This window comes from Mesorhizobium sp. M0029 (genome assembly GCF_040323735.1).
GTDB lineage: Bacteria > Pseudomonadota > Alphaproteobacteria > Rhizobiales > Rhizobiaceae > Mesorhizobium.
Genome location: NZ_JAMYVF010000006.1, coordinates 176,413 through 196,271, shown reverse-complemented (window position 1 = coordinate 196,271; position 19,859 = coordinate 176,413). Strand labels below are relative to the sequence as shown.

13 protein-coding genes and 1 pseudogene are annotated in these 19,859 nt (G+C 64.4%); 6 read left to right on the top strand and 8 right to left on the bottom strand.

All coding sequences use genetic code 11. The features are described 5' to 3' along the window. Positions 1–3 precede the first annotated feature (3 nt). The 5 genes from NKJ76_RS13185 (at position 4) to NKJ76_RS13165 (ending at position 7,355) form a co-directional block, all read left to right on the top strand. Complete coding sequence (locus tag NKJ76_RS13185; protein ID WP_352537662.1) at positions 4–1,185, top strand: arabinose transporter; 1,182 nt, start codon at positions 4–6, stop codon at positions 1,183–1,185. Positions 1,186–1,492: 307 nt separating this feature from the next. Continuing rightward, positions 1,493–5,581: a Pls/PosA family non-ribosomal peptide synthetase gene (locus tag NKJ76_RS13180; RefSeq protein ID WP_352537597.1), complete on the top strand. Its 4,089-nt coding sequence runs from the start codon at positions 1,493–1,495 to the stop codon at positions 5,579–5,581. Beyond that, on the top strand, positions 5,581–6,039 hold the full coding sequence (locus NKJ76_RS13175; protein WP_352537596.1) for a GNAT family N-acetyltransferase: 459 nt from the start codon (positions 5,581–5,583) through the stop codon (positions 6,037–6,039). The genes NKJ76_RS13180 and NKJ76_RS13175 overlap by 1 nt, the downstream gene beginning before the upstream one ends. Further along, a complete protein-coding gene (locus NKJ76_RS13170; RefSeq protein WP_352537595.1) occupies positions 6,036–6,800 on the top strand; it encodes a 4'-phosphopantetheinyl transferase family protein in 765 nt (254 codons plus the stop codon). Before NKJ76_RS13175 ends, NKJ76_RS13170 begins: the two co-directional genes overlap by 4 nt. Before the next feature lie 18 nt (positions 6,801–6,818). Then, positions 6,819–7,355: a dihydrofolate reductase family protein gene (locus NKJ76_RS13165; protein ID WP_023697685.1), complete on the top strand. Its 537-nt coding sequence runs from the start codon at positions 6,819–6,821 to the stop codon at positions 7,353–7,355. Between the two features lie 168 nt (positions 7,356–7,523). Here the strand turns inward: NKJ76_RS13165 and NKJ76_RS13160 are convergent, their stop codons facing one another. From NKJ76_RS13160 to NKJ76_RS13140, 5 genes are all read right to left on the bottom strand, one after another. Further along, complete coding sequence (locus tag NKJ76_RS13160) at positions 7,524–8,384, bottom strand: patatin-like phospholipase family protein (RefSeq protein WP_352537594.1); 861 nt, start codon at positions 8,382–8,384, stop codon at positions 7,524–7,526. Further along, a complete protein-coding gene (locus NKJ76_RS13155) occupies positions 8,381–9,757 on the bottom strand; it encodes a M16 family metallopeptidase (RefSeq protein ID WP_352537593.1) in 1,377 nt (458 codons plus the stop codon). The genes NKJ76_RS13160 and NKJ76_RS13155 overlap by 4 nt, the downstream gene beginning before the upstream one ends. 188 nt (positions 9,758–9,945) lie before the next feature. Further along, the gene (locus NKJ76_RS13150) at positions 9,946–11,301 is read right to left on the bottom strand and encodes a M16 family metallopeptidase (protein WP_352537592.1); all 1,356 of its coding nucleotides are present in this window, start codon (positions 11,299–11,301) and stop codon (positions 9,946–9,948) included. 96 nt (positions 11,302–11,397) lie between these two features. Beyond that, positions 11,398–11,952, bottom strand: a complete 555-nt coding sequence (rsmD, locus tag NKJ76_RS13145) for a 16S rRNA (guanine(966)-N(2))-methyltransferase RsmD (protein ID WP_023671544.1) — start codon at positions 11,950–11,952, stop codon at positions 11,398–11,400. 47 nt (positions 11,953–11,999) lie between these two features. After that, the gene (locus NKJ76_RS13140; protein ID WP_352537591.1) at positions 12,000–14,207 is read right to left on the bottom strand and encodes a pseudouridine synthase; all 2,208 of its coding nucleotides are present in this window, start codon (positions 14,205–14,207) and stop codon (positions 12,000–12,002) included. 180 nt (positions 14,208–14,387) lie between these two features. On the opposite strand from NKJ76_RS13140, the gene NKJ76_RS13135 reads away from it, so the two are divergent. Then, positions 14,388–14,840: a nucleoside deaminase gene (locus tag NKJ76_RS13135; RefSeq protein WP_023694762.1), complete on the top strand. Its 453-nt coding sequence runs from the start codon at positions 14,388–14,390 to the stop codon at positions 14,838–14,840. A gap of 28 nt (positions 14,841–14,868) precedes the next feature. Here NKJ76_RS13135 and NKJ76_RS13130 read toward each other — a convergent pair whose 3' ends face one another. From NKJ76_RS13130 to NKJ76_RS13120, 3 genes and pseudogenes are all read right to left on the bottom strand, one after another. Beyond that, entirely contained in the window at positions 14,869–15,552 is a 684-nt protein-coding gene (locus tag NKJ76_RS13130; RefSeq protein WP_023700630.1) for a hypothetical protein, read from the bottom strand. Positions 15,553–15,753: 201 nt separating this feature from the next. Next, the gene (gene ileS / locus NKJ76_RS13125) at positions 15,754–18,735 is read right to left on the bottom strand and encodes an isoleucine--tRNA ligase (RefSeq protein ID WP_352537590.1); all 2,982 of its coding nucleotides are present in this window, start codon (positions 18,733–18,735) and stop codon (positions 15,754–15,756) included. A gap of 232 nt (positions 18,736–18,967) precedes the next feature. Further along, positions 18,968–19,774: pseudogene (locus NKJ76_RS13120) on the bottom strand (MipA/OmpV family protein). Between the last annotated feature and the right edge of the window lie 85 nt (positions 19,775–19,859).

Genomic DNA, 19,859 nt, shown 5'->3' with positions numbered 1-19,859 from the left:
AAAATGGCGCGGATATCAGACCGAAATGGCGTCATGGCGGAACTGACGCCGATCATGGCGGCTGTCTTCGCCGGCTTCCTGCTGATCGGCCTGGCGCTACCCGTCCTGCCGCTGCATCTTCACCAGCAGCTTGGCTTCGGCCCCTTCGCAGTGGGACTGGTGACGGGCAGCCAGTTCGTCGCCTCGATGCTGTCGCGCATCGGGGCTGGCAACTATGCCGATGGGCGCGGCGGCAAGCGCGCCGTCGTCGTCGGCCTCATTGCCGCTACCCTTGCCGGGCTATTTTACCTCGGCTCGCTGGCATTGCTCGACCGGCCGGTAGCGTCCGCATCGGCGCTGTTCGCCGGACGGGCGGTGCTGGGCGCGTCCGAGAGCTTCATCATCACCGGCGGCGTCGCCTGGGGCCTCTCCGTTGCGGGCGGACAGAACTCCGGAAAAGTCATAGCCTGGGTGGGCACGGCGATGTTTGCGGCGCTCGCGCTGGGGGCGCCGGTCGGATCTGCGCTTTATGCAGCGAGCGGTTTCACCGCGATCGCACTCGCGACGATCGTCCTGCCGCTGGCGACGCTGCTTGCCATCCTGCCGATGCGCGGCACCAGCGCCGTCGCGAGCAGCGGGCCGCAGTCATGGAGGAGCGTGGCGAAAGCGGTCTGGCTTCCTGGCGTCGGAGCTGCTTTCAGCAGCCTCGGCTATGGTGCTATTCTGGGCTTCGGCGCCCTGCTCTTCGCCGAGCGGAGCTGGCAGCCGGTATGGCTTCCCTTCACGGCCTATGCCGCGTCGCTGACCGTGGCAAGGCTGTGCTTCGGCCACCTGCCCGACAGGCTTGGGGGCGCACGCGTCGCTGTGATCTTCGTCGCGGTCGAGGCGGCAGGGCTGATGCTGATCTGGCTTGCGACCGGGCCTGTTGTCGCCGCGATCGGAGCGGGTCTGACTGGCCTCGGCTACTCGCTGGTCTATCCCGGCCTCGGCGCCGAGGCCGTAGGCCGTCTTCCGTCGCGCAGCCGCGGCCTGGCAATGGGACTCTACACCGTCTTCCTCGACGTGGCGCTCGGCTTCGGCAGTCCGGCGCTCGGCTTGGTCGCCGCGTCGACCGGGCTGCAATTCGTCTTCTTCGCCGTCGCGGCGGCGACGCTTCCGGCGTTGGGCATCGCTCTGCTGCTGGGTCGCCGTAACGCTCCATTGTAGACAGCTCGCCGGCGTCGTCTGCATGAGGTTCGCTCATAGTCTCTTTCCGGGTTGCCACGGAGGCTGAACCCCTCCCCCGCAAGGTGCAGCGAGCGGCCGGCCAAGCTCCCCGCCCAGACACACTCCAGAAACAAAATTCAACAGTTCGGAAAAACCGGCGAAAAGATCGGGTGGCATAAGCTTCCCCGTCGGGATTCCGGGCACTTCCTTTTTGGAAGCCCTCCACCAACAAAATCGCAGCGGCGGCACAAGCCTGTTCCAGCGGCGGCATGAACAGCCGGGCGATGCCCGGCGAGGACGAGAGAGTATGGACATGGACTACGATATCGCCGGACTGGACAGCGACGCGGCAATGCCGATCGGCAGCCTGGCAAGCATCGATGCGCTGGCACGGATCGCTCGCGGCCCGACAAGGAACGGCCAGGTCCTGACGGGCGCCGACTTTGCCCGGCAGCCGGGTGAGCGGCTCGATACGGTGTTCGAGCAGCTCGCCGTAACGTTTGCCGCACTGCCGGCGGTGATCTCCGAAGGGCGCGTGTGGACCTATCAGGAGCTGAACAGCCGCGCCAACCAGTTCGCCCGCATGCTGATCAAGCACGGCGTGCGGCCGGGCCACCGGGTCGGGCTCATTCTCGACCGGTCGGCGGAAACCTATGTCGCGTTGCTGGCGGTGATGAAGGCGGGGGCTGCCTTCGTGCCGCTGGCCACCGCGTTTCCGCAGGAGCGGATGGCGCTGATCATCGAAGACGCCGCCGTCAGCATGATCGCCACCATCGCCGCCTATGCGTCGCGCGCCGGTCAACTGCCCGTTCCGCATGTGCTGATCGACAGCGCCGCCGCCGAAATCTCCGCACAGTCGCCCGCGCCGCTGAAGCAGCAGGCGACCGACGACATTTGCTACATCCTCTATACCTCGGGCACCACCGGCAAGCCCAAGGGCGTGGTCATCACGCACCAGAGCTTCGTCAATTTCATACACGTCGCGGCCGCCTCCTACGGCTACCGGCCGGGCGACCGGGTGTATCAGGGCATGACCATTGCCTTCGACTTTTCCTCGGAAGAGATCTGGGTGCCGTTCGTCGCCGGCGCGACGGTGGTGCCGGCACCTGGCCAGATGCCGCTGGTGGGCGAGGAACTGGCGGATTTCCTGCGCCTCCATGACATCACCTGCATGGCCTGCAGCCCGACATTGTTGTCATCGATGACATCGGACGTTCCCAGCCTGCGCACGCTTCTGGTGGGCGGCGAGGCCTGCCCGCACAATCTGGTGGTGCGCTGGTCGAAGCCGGGCCGGCAGATCCTCAACACCTACGGGCCGACCGAGGCGACCGTCACCGCAACGATGGGGGCGCTGACGCCGGACCGTCCCGTCACGATCGGCGCGCCGTTGCCGACTTACTCGATCGTCATTCTCGACGCTTCGCTGCCGCAACTTGCCGAGCCCGGTGAACTGGGCGAGATCGGCATTGCCGGCATCGGGCTCGCCGTCGGTTATCTGAACCGGCCGGACCTGACCGACCAGAAATTCATCGCCGATTTCGTCGGCCTGCCGAACAACCCGTCGCAGCGCATCTACCGCACCGGCGATCTTGGCCGGATCAACGATAGCGGCGAGATCGAGTATGCCGGGCGCATCGACACGCAGGTGAAGATTCGCGGATATCGCATCGAGCTCGGCGAGATCGAGGCGGTGCTGCTCGACCAGCCCGAGATCGCGCAGGCCGCCGTCACCACCTGGGAGATCGAGCCCGGCCGCGTCGAACTGGTTGCCTATTACGCACTTAAAACCGGCGTAGCGGCGATTTCCCGAGGGGATCTCGCCCAGACGATGAAGCGGCGGCTGCCGGACTATATGGTGCCCGCCTATCTGGAGGAGCTGCCCGCCATCCCGATGACCGTCTCCAACAAGGTAGACCTGCGCCAGCTGCCGAAGCCGACGAGCGTCCGGCTTTCGGCCGATCGCACGATGGTGCCGCCCGGCAATGAGGACGAGCGATTCCTGGCGGAAGCGCTGGCCACGGTGCTGAAATTCGACGCGGTGTCGGTCGAGGATCACTTCTTCGACGATCTCGGCGCCAACTCCTTGCTGATGGCGCATTTCTGCGCGCGCGTGCGCACCAGGAAGGAATGGGCGACGACGTCGATGCGCGACATCTATCTCTATCCCACAGTGGCGCGCCTGGCGCTGCATCTGGGGGTAGCGGAGGAGATGACGACGGCAACCAACGAGCCGGTCCTCACCCGCCGGGCCTCGAATTTCGCCTACTGGACCTGCGGCGCGGCGCAGCTTTCGTTTTACGGCCTCTACAGCTACGTGGCGCTCTGGGCGATCAATGACGGCCTCAACTGGATGTATGACGCGCTCGACGATCCGCTGCAGCTATATATCCGGTGCGTGGCGCTTTCGGCGGCCGTGTTCTTCGGCATGTCGGGCTTTGCCGTCCTTGCGAAATGGGTGCTCATCGGCCGGTGGAAGGCCGAGGCGTTTCCGATCTGGGGCGTGCGCTACTTCCGCTTCTGGGTGGTCAAGACATTGATCCGCACCGCGCCCGTCGTGCTGTTCCGCGGCAGCCCGCTCTACAGCCTCTATCTGCAGCTGCTCGGCACCAAGCTCGGGAAAAACGCCGTCATCGAATCGAAATCCGTGCCCGTCTGCACGGATCTTATTTCCATCGGCGCCAACACCGTCCTGCGCAAGGAATCGATGATCCTCGGCTTCAGGGCCCAGTCCGGTTATATCCACACCGGGCCGCTGACCATCGGCCGCGATGCCTTCGTCGGCGTCGGCTCCACGCTCGATATCGACACCAGGATCGGCAACGGCGCCCAGCTCGGCCATTCGTCCTCGCTGCATCGCGGGCAAAGCATCCCGGACGGCGAGCACTGGCATGGATCGCCGGCGGTGCCGACCACGGCGGACTATTGCAAGGTGCGCAATGTCAATCCTTACCAGGTCCGGCGCTTCCTCTATGAAGCGCTGCAGCTGGTCGGCCTGTTTGGCCTTGTCACCCCGCTGCCGCTCCTGTTCCACAGCTACTGGGAATATGTCGGCGACGACTATCAGGAGACGATCGGCCTTGTCGCAATCGGCACCACGGTCACGCTTTTCGGCTATATCGCGGCGGCTTTCCTGGCAGCGACGCTGGTGCCGCGCCTGACGAGCCTGATCTTGAAGCCGGGCCGCACCTACACGCTTTACGGTTTCCGCTACTGGCTGCAGACCGTCGCCGAATTCGCCAGCAATTCCCGCGTGCTCGGGCTCCTGGCCGGCGACAGCTCGGCAATCGTGCACTACATGCGCGCCATCGGCTGGAACCTCAACAGAGTGGTGCAGACCGGCTCCAATTTCGGCTCCAACCAGCAGCACGAAAACCCGCTTCTGTGCGAGATCGGCACCGAGACCATGGTCTCGGACGGGCTGTTCATGATCAACATGCACAAGTCCGCCTCGGCCTTCAGGCTCGAGCCGACGCGCATCGGCGAACGCAACTATCTCGGCAACAACATCTACTATCCGCCGGACGGCCGCACGGGCGACAACGTCCTGCTCGGCACCAAGGTGATGATCCCCATCGACGGGCCGTTGCGCGAGAATGTCGGCCTTCTCGGTTCGCCCGCCTTTGAAATCCCGCGCATGGTGAACCGCGACAAGGAGCTTATCGCGGGCGTCGACGAGGCAGACCGGCGCCGGCGCATCCCGTTCAAGAACCGCCACAACCTGGTGACCATTCTTCTGTTCCTGGCAACGCAATGGGTCATGCTGTTCGTCACGCTGGCGATCTGGGACCGGGCGCTGAACTACTATACGGAATGGGCGGAGGTGGCGCTGTTCGCCGCCGTCATCTTGACCTCGGCGATCACCATTCCGTTCTACATTCTGGTCGAGCGGGCAAGTCTTGGTTTCCGCGGCTTGAAGCCGCAGATGACGACCATCTACGACGTCGCCTTCTGGCGCCACGAGCGCCACTGGAAGCTGGCGGATTCGCCCATCGTGCGCCTGTTCGCCGGCACGCCGTTCCGGCCGATGATCCTGCGCCTGCTCGGCGTCAAGGTCGGCAGCCGGGTCTATGACGGCGGCAGCAATTTGACCGAGCGTTCGCTGGTCGAGATCGGCGACGACGTCACGCTCAACGAGGGCTGCGTGATCCAGGCCCATTCGCTGGAAGAAGGCGCGTTCAAGTCCGATTTCATCCGCATCTGTGATGGCTGCACGCTCGGGCCTTCCGCCTTTGTCCACTACGGCGTGGTGATGGGCAAAGGCTCGATGGTCGACGCGGACTCCTTCGTGATGAAGGGCGAAGAGCTGGAGCCCAACTCGATCTGGCGGGGCAACCCGGCCAAGCTGCATCGCTTCGTCACGCCGGTGCCGGAGGATAGCGTCAAGGCAACGGCTTGATGAGCGCAGACATCCGCCTCGTTTCGGTGACCGGGGCCAACCGGGCCCTGGTCGCGGCTCTGGAACTGGCTGCGGATCAGATGGATTTCGTCGCCAGCAATGCGGAGTCGCTGGACGAAGCCGAAACCGACGGGGACGCTCGGCCGCGCGTCGTCATGGCAGGGGATCGCGTCGTCGGTTTCCTGATGTACGAGGCGCCGCAGGACGACGACGAGGCGCGGATCTACCGCTTCATGATCGATCGCGTCCATCAGGGCCAAGGCTACGGCAAGGCCGCTTTGCGCGAAGTGCTGGATGAAATCATGCGGCTCGGCCACATCAGCCACGTTTCGATCTGCTACGAACCTGGGAATGAAGCGGCACGCCGCCTCTATCGCGCTGCCGGTTTCGTCGAAGAAGGGCCCGACGAGGACGGGGAAATGATCGCCGACCTCGCTCTGCGGGGTGAACAGCCATGACGCGCCGGCTCGATGCCGGTGCCAGCCTGTCGGCGCAGTTGCTGGCGGCGATGGCCGCCATGGCACCGGCCGGCGTTCGGATCGGATGCCGCACGATCCGCGAAGGCGATGAGAACCATTTGCTGCCGCAGGAAGCACGCTCCATCCCGTCACGCCTGCCGCTGATGCGGCGGGCGAGTGGCGCGGCGCGGTGGATCGCGCACGAGTTGCTGGCGGATATGGGCTTGAACGACGTCGCTATCCTCCGCGGCTCCTCCGGCGCACCGGTATGGCCTCATGGAGTAACGGGGTCGCTGGCTCACGACGACGAGATAGCCGTGGCGGCCGTCGCGCCGCTCTCCCACGTCGCCTCGCTCGGCATCGATATCGAGCCCGCTTTGCCCCTGCCCGACGACATCTTCGCGCTGGTTGCAGTCCCCGCTGACCGGATCGACGCAACCGACCCGTATCTTGCCGGTCGCATCCTTTTTGCCGCCAAGGAAGCTGTCTACAAGGCCGCCTACCCGCTTGATGGCGAAGTGCTGGGCTATGAGGACATCACCGTCGATCTCGACGCAAGCGACGCTGTGACGAAGACGGGCCGCAGAGCGAGACTGGTTTACTGCGTTGCTCCGTGTGTGGTCGTTCTGGCGTTTGTCGATGGTGTCCGAAGCGCCCCCCCTTTAAGCGCGATGGGCCAGCGCCCGACAGCAACGCCTGCTCAACAAAGCGCTTTTTTTTCGCAGAGCGGTCGCAAAAGGCTCACACGGTTCGTCCTTTGACAGAAGAAGGAGAGCGCCATGAGAAACCTTATTATCACCGAGTTCATCAGCATCGATGGCATCGCCGAGGTCGAGAAGCTGCCCAGCGTGACCTGGAACGATGAGATGCAAAGGTTCAAGGAGGACGAGCTTGCCGACAGCGGGGCCATGCTTCTGGGGCGCACGACCTACGAGATTTTTGCCGGCTCTTGGCCCAAGGAAACCGGAGACTTCGCCGACCGGTTCAATGCGCTGCCGAAATATGTCGCGTCGACAAGCCCGAAGGCACTCGACTGGAAACCGGCCGAGTTGCTGAAGGGTGTGTTGCCGGAAGCGGTTCGGGCGCTGAAGCAAGGCAGCGGCGGCAACATCTATGTGCATGGCAGCCTGAGCGTCGCGCGGGAATTGCTGCGCCATGGTCTGGTCGATCGCGTCAGGCTGCTGAGCTACCCTGGCTCCGTCGGGGAGGGCAAGAAGCTGTTCCCGCCCGATATGCCGGTGGCGTTGGAGCCGATCTCGACCGTACAGTTCAGCAATGGCGTGGTGGCGCTGGAATATGCGGCTGGGAGGGTGTGAGACGCTGGTGGGGTAATCTCCCCTTGAGGGGAGATGTCGCCGAAGGCGACAGAGGCGGTCGGTCCGTCCTGACGCAACCTCCTATCGACAGTAGGAGGTCTAGCTTCACGCGAGACGACCCCCTCTGGCCTGCCGGCCATCTCCCCCTCGAGGGGGGAGATCGGCAGCTCACCCTACTTTCTTCCCCCGCTTGCCCTTGGCACGCGCCTCGACCACTCTTTCCACCTCGCGCTTCAGTTCGTCCTTGACCTCCTGCGTCTCGGCCAGCAGCGTGTCGATCTTCATGAAATCGAGCACGCGGTATTTTGACACTGGCGGGCGGATCAGTATGTCGGGGGGGCGCTGGTTCAGCTTGTGGGCGATGATCGACTGCATCATCAATTGCGTGGCGCCGTACATCAGATCGACGGTGGTCGGGTGCTTGCGCTCGGCCTCGCTCGGCGCACCGACGACGTCGATCGCGATGATGATGTCGGCGGCGTCTTCGATGAGGTCGAACGGCACCGGATTGTAGATGCCGCCGTCGATCAGCACGCGGTCGTCGCGCGTCACCGGGCGGAACACGGCGGGAATGGCAGCCGAGGCGGCGAGCGCCGAATGCAGGTCGCCCTCGTCGAAGACGGCCAGCTTGTGACCGAAATAGTCCGTCGCCGTCACCTTGAGCGGGATCATCAGCTCGGCGAAGGTTTCCGGGATGGCTTCCGGCAGGAACGCCTTCAAGATGCGCTCTATGTTGAACTGGCTGACGCGGATGCCGCCCTGCATCGCCTCGGCGATGGTGCCGGGACGCGAGCGCCACATGCGCGCCGCCACCTCGGCGCGGCGGCCGAGGATCGAGCGGGCGTAGTCCTCGATGTCCTTTCCGCTCATGCCCGAGGCCATGCCGGCGCCCATGATGGCGCCGATCGAGGAGCCGGCGATGGCCACGGGCTTGATGCCGAGCTCGTCCAGCGCCTCGACGATGTGGATATGGGCGAGGCCGCGCGCGCCGCCGCCGCCAAAGGCGATACCGAAAGTCGGACCTGTCATTTGGCCTCCAGCTTCGGCCCGATGCTCATGATCGCGGGCGCCGGCGTCAGCAGCTTCTTCGCCGCTGCCTTGACCTGATCGAGCGTCACGCCGTTGATGAGCGCCGCGCGGCGCTGCACGTAGTCGATGCCGAGATTGTCGAGCTGCAATTCCACCAGGGTCGCGGCAATGGCGCTGGAAGAATCCAGATTGCTGATAGCATAGGAGCCGACCATGTATTTCTTGGTCGCGTCCAGCTCGGCCTCGGTCGGCCCCTCCTGCGCCATCTTCTTGACCACCTCCTTGACGATGGCGAGCGTCTCGGCGGCGCGGTCGGAACGCGTCGCCGTGGTGATGATCAGCGCATTGGAATGCTGGTGGTCGACCAGGTTGGAATCGACGGAATAGGCCAGGCCGCGCTTTTCCCGCACCTCGTCATAGAGGCGCGAGGTGAAGGTGCCGCCGCCGAGAATCTGGTTCATCAGCACCGCGGGGAAGAAATCCGGCGCATCGCGCTTCACACCGGGATAGGCAAACTGCAGCGAGGTCTGCGGCAGGTCGTAGTCGACCTCGAGCTGCTGGCCGAGCTTCAGCTCGGTATCGGCAACCGGTTGCAGCACCTGCTTTTCCGGCAGATCGCCGAAGACCTCATCGAGCTTCCGCTTCAGCGTCGCGGCGTCGATGTCGCCGACCACCGCGACATGCAGGCCGCTGAGGGCGAAATTGGCCTTGTGGAAGGCCGCCAGATCCGCCGCCGTGATAGTGGCAATGCTGTCCTTGGTGCCCTGGTCGGGCCTGGAATACGGATGGTCGCCATAGATGGCGCGCAGCCATTTGGTTTGCGCGACGGTGTTGGGGTCACGCTCATTGGCGATGATGCCGGACAGGATCTGGGCGCGGATGCGGTCGATCGGCGCCTGGTCGAAGCGCGGGCTGGTGACCGCCAGCCTGAGCAGGTCGAAGGCCGCATCCTTCTGCTCGGCCAGCATCCGCATCGCGCCATAGGTGCCGTCGCGCGCCGCTTCGAAGCCCATCTCTGCGCCGGCATCGTCAAGCTTGATCTGGAAGGCCTCGCTGTCGAGGTCGCCGGCGCCCTCGTCGAACAGGCCGGTCATCAGATTGACCAACCCTTCCCGCCCCGCCGGATCCTGCGTCGAGCCGCCATCGAAGACGAAGCGGATGGCGACGATCGGAATGGAGTGGTCCTCGACCAGCCAGGCATTGACGCCCTTTGACGAGGTCACCGGTTGGATGTCCATCGCGTGCGCGGCGAGCGCCGGCAGGATGAGGAAGAAGATGCCGAGGAACAGTGTGGCGAGGGCGTGGAGAACCGCGATGCGCCTATGAGCAATCGCATAAGGCCATTGATCGCCAAGGTCAGCTCCGCCCCTCATCGCGCTGCCGGGCACTTCTCCCCGTATAGTGACGGGGAGAAGGGGTCTCGCCGCGACGCTGGCGCTCTTCTTACGACGCTGATGGTTGGCGAAATCGGCGATGATAGCGCCCCTCTCCCCGTCACTATACGGGGAGAGGATGCCGGCAGGCAGGTGAGGGGCAGCGCTAACGCTCAATCTCGTCATCATCAATTCCCCGCCTGTTGCTGCGGCAAGAGATAGCCGGTCGTCGTACGATCGAGCAGCAGATAGCGTGCGGCGACCGCCTTGATCTCATCGGCGGTGACCTTGCGAATGCGGTCCGGCCATTCCTCGATATCCCTGACGTTGCCGCCGGTGGCGAGCTCGGCGCCGTAGAGATTGGCCATCTCGTCCTGCTTGTCGCGGGCGAAGATCATGGCCCTGATATAGCGGGCCTTGGCCTTCTGCAGCTCATCGGCGGTGACGCCGTCCTTGACGATGCGGGCGATCTCGGCGTCGACGGCCGCCTCGACGTCGCTCAGCTTGGCGTCGCCGCGCGGCGCGCCATAGACGGTGAAATTGGTGGCGTCGAGCATCGTACCCTGGAAGAAGGCGCCGGCCGCCGATGCGATGCCTTGCTTGACCACGAGCTGCTGGTAGAGCCGGCTGCGGCTGCCGCCGCCAAGGATCTCTCCCAGCAGGTCGAGCGCCTCGGCCTCGCCGGGTTTTGCCGTGTGGTAGGACGGAACCACCCATTGCGTCGAAAAGCTCGGCACCGAAACGCGCCCATCGGTGAGCGTCACCGTCCGCTTGGTGTTCTGCTCCGGCTCGACCGGGCGGATGCGCGGGGGCAGATCCGGGCCGCGCGCGACCTTGCCATAGGTTTTTTCGGCCAGCGCCTTCACGACCTCCGGCTCGACATCGCCGGCCACGATCAGCACCGCATTGTTGGGGCGGTAGTATTTGTCATAGAAGGCAACCGCATCGGTGCGGTTCAACTGCTCCATCTCCTGCATCCAGCCGATCACCGGAATGCGGTAGGGCTGGTTCTGCCAGAGCGTCGCGTCGACCTCTTCGTCGAGCACCGCCTGCGGATTGCTGTCGATGCGCGCGCGGCGCTCTTCCAGGATCACGTCGCGCTCGGTCTTGATGACCTCGTCGGTCAAGATGAGGTTGCGCATGCGATCGGCCTCGAAGCTCATCATCTCACCAAGTGCCGAGGGCGCCACCGTCTCGTGGAAGGCAGTGTAGTCATAGGAGGTGAAGGCGTTGTTGGAGCCGCCGATGGCCGATATGGCGCGGTCGAACTCGCCCGCGGCGTGGTTGGTCGTGGCCTTGAACATCAGGTGTTCGAAGAAGTGCGCTATGCCGGACTTGCCTGGCGGCTCGTCGGCGCTGCCGATCTTGTACCACACCATATGGGTTACGATGGGGGCGCGATGATCGGGAATGACCACCACCTCCATGCCATTGTCGAGCAGGAAGTTGGCCACCTTGCCATCATCCGCGGCCAGGGCCGGGCCGGCCATGGTCAGCGCGGTGGCGAGCAAGGCTCTCCGCAGCCATTCAGTATGAAATGTCATTGATGGCTCCGGTTGTTATCGCGCGACGATAGGCAAGGTTAGCCGCGGAGGCAAAGTGAATTGTGCGTCATTTTGAAGGCGCCGGTCGCTCCACCCTTACGCAAGCTCGATGAACCGGACCACCGTCTCGCCGTAGTTTCGTTCATCAACCACCGAGAATTCCGGCCCAATCTCGAAGGGCGCCGAGGCGGCTTCCTCGACCACGCAGAGCGCGCCGGGCAGCAACCAGCCGCCATCCCTGGCCGAGCGCAGGGCGCGCTCGCCAAGGCCCTTGCCATAGGGCGGATCGGCGAAGACCAGGCCGAATGCCGCAAGCGTACCGGCCTCACCCAGGGCGGTCGCGTCGCGGCGGAAGATCTTGGTGCGGCCGGTAAGGCCAAAAGCCTCGACATTGGTGCGGATCAGGCCGCGCCCTTCGGCCGATTCTTCGATAAAGACGCCATAGGAAGCGCCGCGCGACAGCGCTTCGAGGCCGAGAGCGCCGGTGCCGGCGAAAAGGTCGAGCACACGCGCGCCGTCGAGCTTGTCGGCAAAGCGGTGCGCCAACACGTTGAAGACGGCCTCGCGGGCGCGGTCGGTCGTCGGGCGGATGGCATGGTCGCGCGGCGTCGCCAGCGGACGCCCGCGAAATTGGCCGCCGACGATTCTCATTTATGCCCGGGTCTCATTTAAGGCCGGATCTCATTTAAGTCCCGGCATCATCTGGTCCTCGGGCCCTTGGGACCGTTGCGTGGCCGCTCGCCGCCCCGACCGCCATCCGGACGCTCGCCACCCGGCTTGCCGAACGGCTTGGCTCCGCCCGGCTTGCCATAGGCCGGCTTGCCATAGGACGGCTTGAATGACGCCTTGCGCGCCTTGGCCTCGGCCGCCTTGGCGGCATCGGCTTCCGCCCTGCCCTTGCCGATCGGACGCGCGCCCGGCGCCATCCAGACATTAGCCTTGCGCTGGCCCGGCGGATCGATCGGCCGCTGCTCGCGCTCGGGCTTCTTGCCGCCGCGCGGTTTGTCACCAAAGGCGCCGCGCGGCTTGTCGCCGAAGCCTCCACGGGGCTTGTCGCCAAAATCGCCGCGCGGCTTTTCGCGAAACTCGCTGCGCGGCTTGTCCGAAAACTCGCTGCGCGGCTTGTCCGAAAACTCGCTGCGCTCGGGCCTCGGGCCGCGTTCGCCAAAGCTCTTTTCCGGCCTCGCGCCCCTTTCGGGACTGGTCGACAGCTTGCCGAGCGCTTCGTCGCGGCTGCCTTCGCGGCGCTTGCGGTTCTTGATCAGACCGCCCTCGCCGATCGGCCGATGGTCACCCTCGCGGGTGACTTTCGGCCGTTCCGGCTCCGCGTCACGCTCTCGCCGCACCGGCTGGTTGGAAAACGGCTTGATGATCTCGGCGTCGAAATTGGCGCCGGATTCCTCGACCAGTCGCTCGCCGAGCTGGTCGCGCAAGACGCGGCCCTTGATCTCCAGCACATGGCCTTCGGCGAGATCGTCGAGCTGGAACGGTCCGTAGGAGATACGGATCAGCCGCGTCACGTCGAGGCCGAGCGATCCAAGGATGTTCTTCACTTCGCGGTTCTTGCCTTCGCGCAGGCCGATCGTCAGCCACGCGTTGGTGCCTTGTTCACGATCGAGCGTCGCTTCGATGGCGCCGTAGAAGACGCCGTCGACGGCAATGCCTTCACGCAGGCCTGCGAGCATGCTTTCCTCGACCTTGCCATGAACGCGCACGCGGTAACGGCGCAGCCAGCCAGTGGCAGGCAGTTCGAGCACGCGCGACAGACCGCCATCGTTGGTGAGCAGCAGCAGGCCTTCGGTGTTGATGTCGAGGCGGCCGATGGTCATCAGCCGTGGCAATTCGGCCGGCAGCACGTCGAACACGGTCTTGCGGCCCTCGGGGTCGCGGTTGGTGGTAACGACGCCGGCAGGCTTGTGAAACAGGAAGAGGCGGGTGCGCTCGATCGGCGGGATCTCCATGCCGTCGAGATGGATGATGTCGCCCGGCATGACGTTGAAGGCCGGCGAGGTCAAAGCCCGGTTGTTGACCTTGACACGGCCCGCCGCGATCAGGTCTTCGGCGTCGCGGCGCGACGCCAGGCCGGCGCGGGCCAGCCGCTTGGCGATACGCTCGCCGGCTTCTTCCGCATCTGCCGGACGCCGGCGCGGCTTGAAGGCGCCGCCAGATGCTTGCGGCCGGTCACCACCGAAATCGCGCTTGGGGCGATCGCTGAAGTCACGCTTGGGACGATCTCCGGCGTCGCGCTGCGGGCGATCGCCAAAATCGCGCTTTGGCCGGTCAAAACGCTTTTCGCCCTCGGCGGAAGCAGGCCGATCGCCACGCGGTGCGTAGGGCTTGCGCGGCCCTTCACGCTTTTCGAAAGGCTTGCCTTCGGGACGCGGCCCCTTGCTGAACGGCCGATCGCCGCCCTTGAAATCGCGCTTTGGCCGCTCGCCATCGGCCGCAACCGGCCGATCGCCGCGCGGTACATAAGGCTTGCGCGGCCCCTCGCGCTTTTCATACGGCTTGCGTTCACCCTCGGCCGCCATAGGGCGATCGCCACGCGGCGCATAGGGTTTGCGCGGCCCTTCGCGCTTTTCATACGGCTTGCGCTCGCCTTCGGCTGCCATCGGCCGGTCACCGCGTGGTGCATATGGCTTGCGCGGTCCCTCGCGCTTTTCGAAAGGCTTGCCTTCGGGACGCGGACCCTTGCTGAATGGCCGGTCGCCACTTTTTAAATCGCGCTTGGGCCGCTCGCCCTCAGCCACTGCCGGCCGGGCGCCGCGCGGTGAATAGGGTTTCTTGGCCCCGAAGGAGGGTTTGCCGCTTTTGCCGGCCGCGCCATCGCGGCGCGGCCCCGCGGCTCCAGGGCCGCTTTTGCCCGGGCCTTTGTGGCGCGGAGATTTCTTGTCGTTGTCGTCCATGTGGCCTTTGCCTTTTTGCGCTGCTACAGCGTGGCGCATCCTTTCGGACGCGCAACGGACGCTATAGCACTTTGATTTGGCGCATGATCATTTCCGAAAATCTGTTCCGATATTCGGGTTGACGCGCTCCATAACAGGATCACCGCCAAGTGGCGAGGAGATAATCGGAATGGAAACCGCTTGAAGCGGCCGGATTTCATGGCGCTGGCGCTGAAAGAGGCGCAAGCCGCCGCCTTGCGCGGAGAAGTTCCGGTTGGCGCCGTCATCGCCAGCGGCGACACGGTGGTGGCATCCGCCGGCAACCGCACCCGCGAACTTGCCGATCCGACGGCGCATGCCGAAATGCTGGCGATCCGCGCGGCCTGCCAAACGCTCTCCAGCGAACGGCTGACCGGCCACGACCTCTATGTGACCCTGGAACCCTGCGCCATGTGCGCCGGCGCCATTTCCTTCGCCAGGCTGCGCCGGCTCTATTTCGGCGCGGCCGACGAGAAGGGCGGCGCGGTGGTCAACGGCGTGCGCTTCTTCGCTTCGCCGACCTGCCACCATACGCCCGACATCTATCCGGGCATGGCCGAGGCCGATGCGGCGCTGCTGCTCAGGGAATTCTTTCGGGAAAGACGCGAAACGTAGAGCCTTCAGCTACCGAAGGCGACGATTCCTACCAGGAGGGCAGCCAGTCGAAGAGCCCGCCGCTCTTGCCCTTGGCGGCCGCTTCCTTCTTGAGGCGGCGTTCCTTCTTGTATTCATCCTCGCCGAGTTCGCCCTGCGGCGCCGTGTCGGAGGCAGCCCGATAGGCCAGGGGCGGCTCGCTCAGATATCTGCGAGTGTTGGGATCGCCCTGCTTTTGCTCTGCGGTGCGGCGCTGGATCTCGGCGGCGCGGCCCTTGTCTGAATCCTTCGGCGACCAGGCCGGGGGGTGGCTTGAGCCCGAATCCGCTAGCGCCTTCTTCACAGAAGCCGGATCGGTCTGCACGTCGTCGACGATCCCCGATTGATAGGACGGGTCGTCCTGGTGGGCAGTGGCGTCGGCACGCAGGCGGGCGCGGCGCTGCTCGGGCGATTCGGGCCAATCGGTGCTGGCCGTCTCGATGCTTTCCTGCGGCGGCGGCAGCACTTCCTTCTGCCCCGGCGCCGGCTTTACCAGCTCCGGACGCGGCCTGTAGTCGATCTGTTCCTTGTGCTTGGGCGTGATCGCGAAGGCGCCGGAAAGGTCGCCCGCAAGCTGCTCGCCAGCCGTCTTGTCGGTGCCGTAGGTCGGCGAACCCATGCAGCCGGACAGAGCGAGGCCGGACGCGACAAACGGCGCCAGCAGCGCAACGCGCGCATAAGTTCTCTTGGTCATGCCAAAAAGTCCCACTCTAGACAGCCTCTCGATCGTCACCGGCCGAAGGCCCGGTCCCCATCGTCCACGCTCTTGCGACGGAATTCCGGCGACAATTTGTCTTCCGGAGTTTCGCGTGTTTATCTCAACCACTCGTTAAGGGCAACGCGCGGGCGGTTTTCGCCCACGCGGCATGGCATTTGTGCACCGGCTTATGAGCAGTCACAAACGTCCCAGAGCCTTGAGTTCATGCAGGACGGCGGCATCGCGGGCAGACACGTCGGGGAATTCCACGTCCTGCCCGACATCGGCGGTATAGCGCCACGAACGCGCGCATTTGACCAAGCCGCGGTCCTCGGCCTTTTCGACCACCACCGCGACACCTTTGACATCGTCGAGCGCAAAGGCGCCTTCCGGCGCCTTGCCATGGGCGATGACGAGATCGCTGGTGATCGCCATCTCGGCCATGTCGACATCGGCGATCGCGGCTTCAAGCGTGGCATCGTCGAGGCTCACGACCGGCACGGCTTCCAGCGAGGCACCGATGACCTTCTGAGCGCGTGCGATCTCGAGCGCGCCGGTGACGACACGGCGGACCTGCCGCACCTTGCGCCATTTTTCCGCCAGTGCCTCGTTCTTCCAGTCGGCCGGAATCTCGGGGAACTGGTCGAGATGCAGCGAGACAGCATCCGGATGACGGTCGAGCCAGGCTTCTTCCGTGGTGAAGGGCAGCATCGGGGCCAGCCATTTCACCAGGCAGTCGAAGAGGTGGCGCACCACTTGTACCGAGGCCTTGCGCTTCACGCTGGCGGGTCCTTCGCAATAGAGCGCGTCCTTCCTGATGTCGAAATAGAAGGCCGACAGCTCGACCACCATGAAGTCGAGCAAAGTGCGGGTGATGCGTTTGAACTCGAACGCGTCGTAGCCCGACCGCACGACCTCATCGAGCTCGGCCAGCCGATGCAGCATCAGCCGCTCCAGTTCCGGCATCTTGTCCAGCGGCACCTCCTCGCCATCGTCATGGGCGAGCGTGCCCAGCATCCACCGGATGGTGTTCCTGAGCTTGCGATAGGCATCGATGTTGGTCTGCAGCACGTTCTTGCCGAGACGCTGGTCTTCCCAATAGTCCGTCGTCACCACCCACAAACGCAGAATGTCGGCGCCGGACTGCTTGATGACGTCCTGCGGCACGACGGTGTTGCCGAGCGATTTCGACATCTTTCGCCCCTCTTCATCCATGGTGAAGCCATGGGTGACGACGGTGTCGTAGGGCGCCCTGCCCCTGGTGCCGCAGCTTTCGAGCAGCGAGGAGTGGAACCAGCCGCGATGCTGGTCGGAGCCTTCGAGATAGACGTCGGCCGGCCATTTCAGGTCCGGACGGTCTTCTAGCGTGAAGACATGCGTCGAGCCCGAATCGAACCAGACGTCGAGGATGTCCATCACCTGCTTCCATTTGGAGGCATCATGATTGCCGAGGAAACGCTCCTTGGCGCCGGCAGCGAACCAGGCGTCGGCGCCTTCCTGTTCGAAAGCATCCATGATGCGCTGGTTGACGGCTTCGTCCTTCAGCACGTTGCCATCCTCATCGGCAAAGACGGCGATCGGCACGCCCCAGGCGCGCTGGCGCGACAAGACCCAATCCGGGCGTTCCTCGATCATGGCGCGGATACGGTTCTGGCCGGCCGCCGGCACGAAGCGTGTGTCGTCGATCGCCTTCAGCGCACGGCTGCGCAACGTCGTGCCGTCGCCGAGGTCCTTGTCCATATAGACGAACCATTGCGGCGTGTTGCGGAAGATGATCGGCTTCTTCGACCGCCAGGAATGCGGGTAGGAATGCTTCAGCCGGCCGCGCGCGAACAGCGCGTTGCGCTTGATCAGTTCGTCGATGACCGCCTGATTGGCATTGCCCTTCTTGCCGTTGTCGTCGATGACGCGCGCGGCGCCACCTTCACGGTCCGGGCCGAAGCCTGGCGCGTCTCTGGTGAAGAAGCCGGCGTCGTCTACAGTGAAGGGGATGGCAGGGTCGATGCCACGTGCGCGCAAATCCGATGCTGCATCCATCCAGGCATCAAAGTCCTCGCGGCCATGGCCGGGCGCGGTGTGGACGAAGCCGGTGCCGGCGTCGTCGGTGACATGATCGCCGGCCAGCATCGGCACGGCGAATTCGTAGCCGCCGCCGAGACCTTTGAAGGGATGTGAAAGTGTAAGGCTTCCAAGCTCTTCCACCGAAACGCTGCGAAGCCGATTCAAGGTGACCTTGGCCTTGGCCGAGGAGTCTTCGGCAAGCGCATCTGCAAAGATCAGCTTTTCACCGGGCTGTGGACCGAACGAATTTTCGGCTGCTGTAACTTCATAAAGGCCGTAGCCGATCCGTGACGAATAGTTGACGGCACGGTTGCCGGGGATCGTCCACGGGGTTGTCGTCCAGATGACGACGTGGGCGTTGTCCAAAAGTGCAACGCTTTCCGGAACGCGCATGGACGGTGCAGCGTCTGATGCAAAGTGCTCAACGCTCCAAAATCCTGACACAACTGGAAACTTCACCCAGATCGTGTCGGACTCATAGTCCTGGTATTCGATCTCGGCCTCGGCCAGTGCGGTGCGCTCGACCACGCTCCACATCACCGGCTTGGAGCCGCGATAGAGCTGGCCGGACATGGCGAACTTCAACAACTCCCCGGCGATGCGCGACTCCGAGTGGAAAGCCATCGTCGTATAGGGGTTCTTGAAATCGCCGACGACGCCGAGCCGCTGGAACTCGCCGCCCTGCACCGTGATCCAGTTCGCGGCGAAGTCGCGGCATTCCTTGCGGAACTCGTTGACCGGCACCTCGTCCTTGTTCTTGCCCTTGGCGCGGTACTGTTCCTCGATCTTCCATTCGATCGGCAGGCCGTGGCAGTCCCAGCCGGGCACGTAATTGGAGTCATAGCCGCGCATCTGGAACGAACGGGTGATGACGTCCTTGAGGATCTTGTTCAGCGCGTGGCCGATATGGATGTTGCCATTGGCGTAGGGCGGGCCGTCATGCAGCACGTATTTTTCGCGGCCGGCGGCCGCCTCGCGCAGCTTGGCGTAAAGGTCCATATCCTGCCAGCGCTTGACCAGCAGCGGCTCTTTTTCAGGCAAGCCGGCGCGCATCGGGAAATCCGTCTGCGGCAGATAAAGCGTCTTGGAATAGTCGATCGTTTCAACAGTGTCGGTCATTGGTCTGCCATATGCATTGCCCGGCGGGCGTAAAAGCTCGGGCGTGAACTATCATGATTGGAAAAGCGCGAGGGGGCGCGCAAAACTCCCGGCGGCTCCGGCGGCGCTCAGGCCGCCCGGAACACCGGGCCTGTAATTCGTATCGTCAGCGCGCGAACGCGTGAAAAGCTCGTCATTCCCGGGCTTTTAGCGGAGAAAGCCGTAGGAATAAAGCGTCTCTTGTTCGATTCACTTACATCGCGAAGTCGAAGCGATAGGTGGTCGAGACGCCGACCGTGAACTGGTTACGGTCGCCGCGCTCCTTGACCAGGCTGGAATCGGCGGCCGGGCCTATCAGGCGCGCATATTCGCCGAACAGGCTGGCGGTCATCGGGTCGGTGACCTTCCAGGTGATGGCGCCGCCGAGTCCGGTCGATTTCAGGCCGCCGCCAGGATGGTATTCGCTCAGGCCCTAGGCCACAGCCTCCTTGGCGTTGACGCCATAATAGGAGTCGAAATAGCTCGATGAGGCAAAGGACACGCGCGGGCCTCCCGAAATCCTGACCGTCGGCGTGATATCGTAGAAGGCATCGGCGGCGATGTCGGCGACAAAGCCATTATGGGCACGAATGCCGTGGCGCAATTCGGCGCGGGCGCGCAACCAATCCGTCGGGTAGAATTCGAAGAAGCCGCCGACCTCACCGCCCCAGCGCACCGGGCCGAGGCCCTTGAGTTCATCCTTGCTGTCGCGTGAAAACAGGAACTTTCCGGTCAGGCCGGCGCGGACGCCGCCATCGTCGACCAGCGCCAGCGAGATGTTGTCGTTGCGCGAGGTAAAGCGCGCGGCCGGGCCGGCCTTGCCCAGCGAGATGATCGGCGATGCGCTGAGCAGATAGCTGTTGGAGCCCTCGAATTTCGGCGCGACGATACCGGTGGCGCCAAGCGTCAGGTACCAGTCGCCCGAGAGCCAGCCGGAAGTACCCTCGCCCGCATTTGCCACAGTGGGCGCACCCAGCATGATCGCCGCCACAACCGCAGACATTTTCCTGACCGGACTCATGGTCACTCCACTAACACAACACAGCCGCGCCCTGCCCCAGCTTTGACGGCCGTTTGGTAAAATTTGATTTAAATCCGAGACAGAG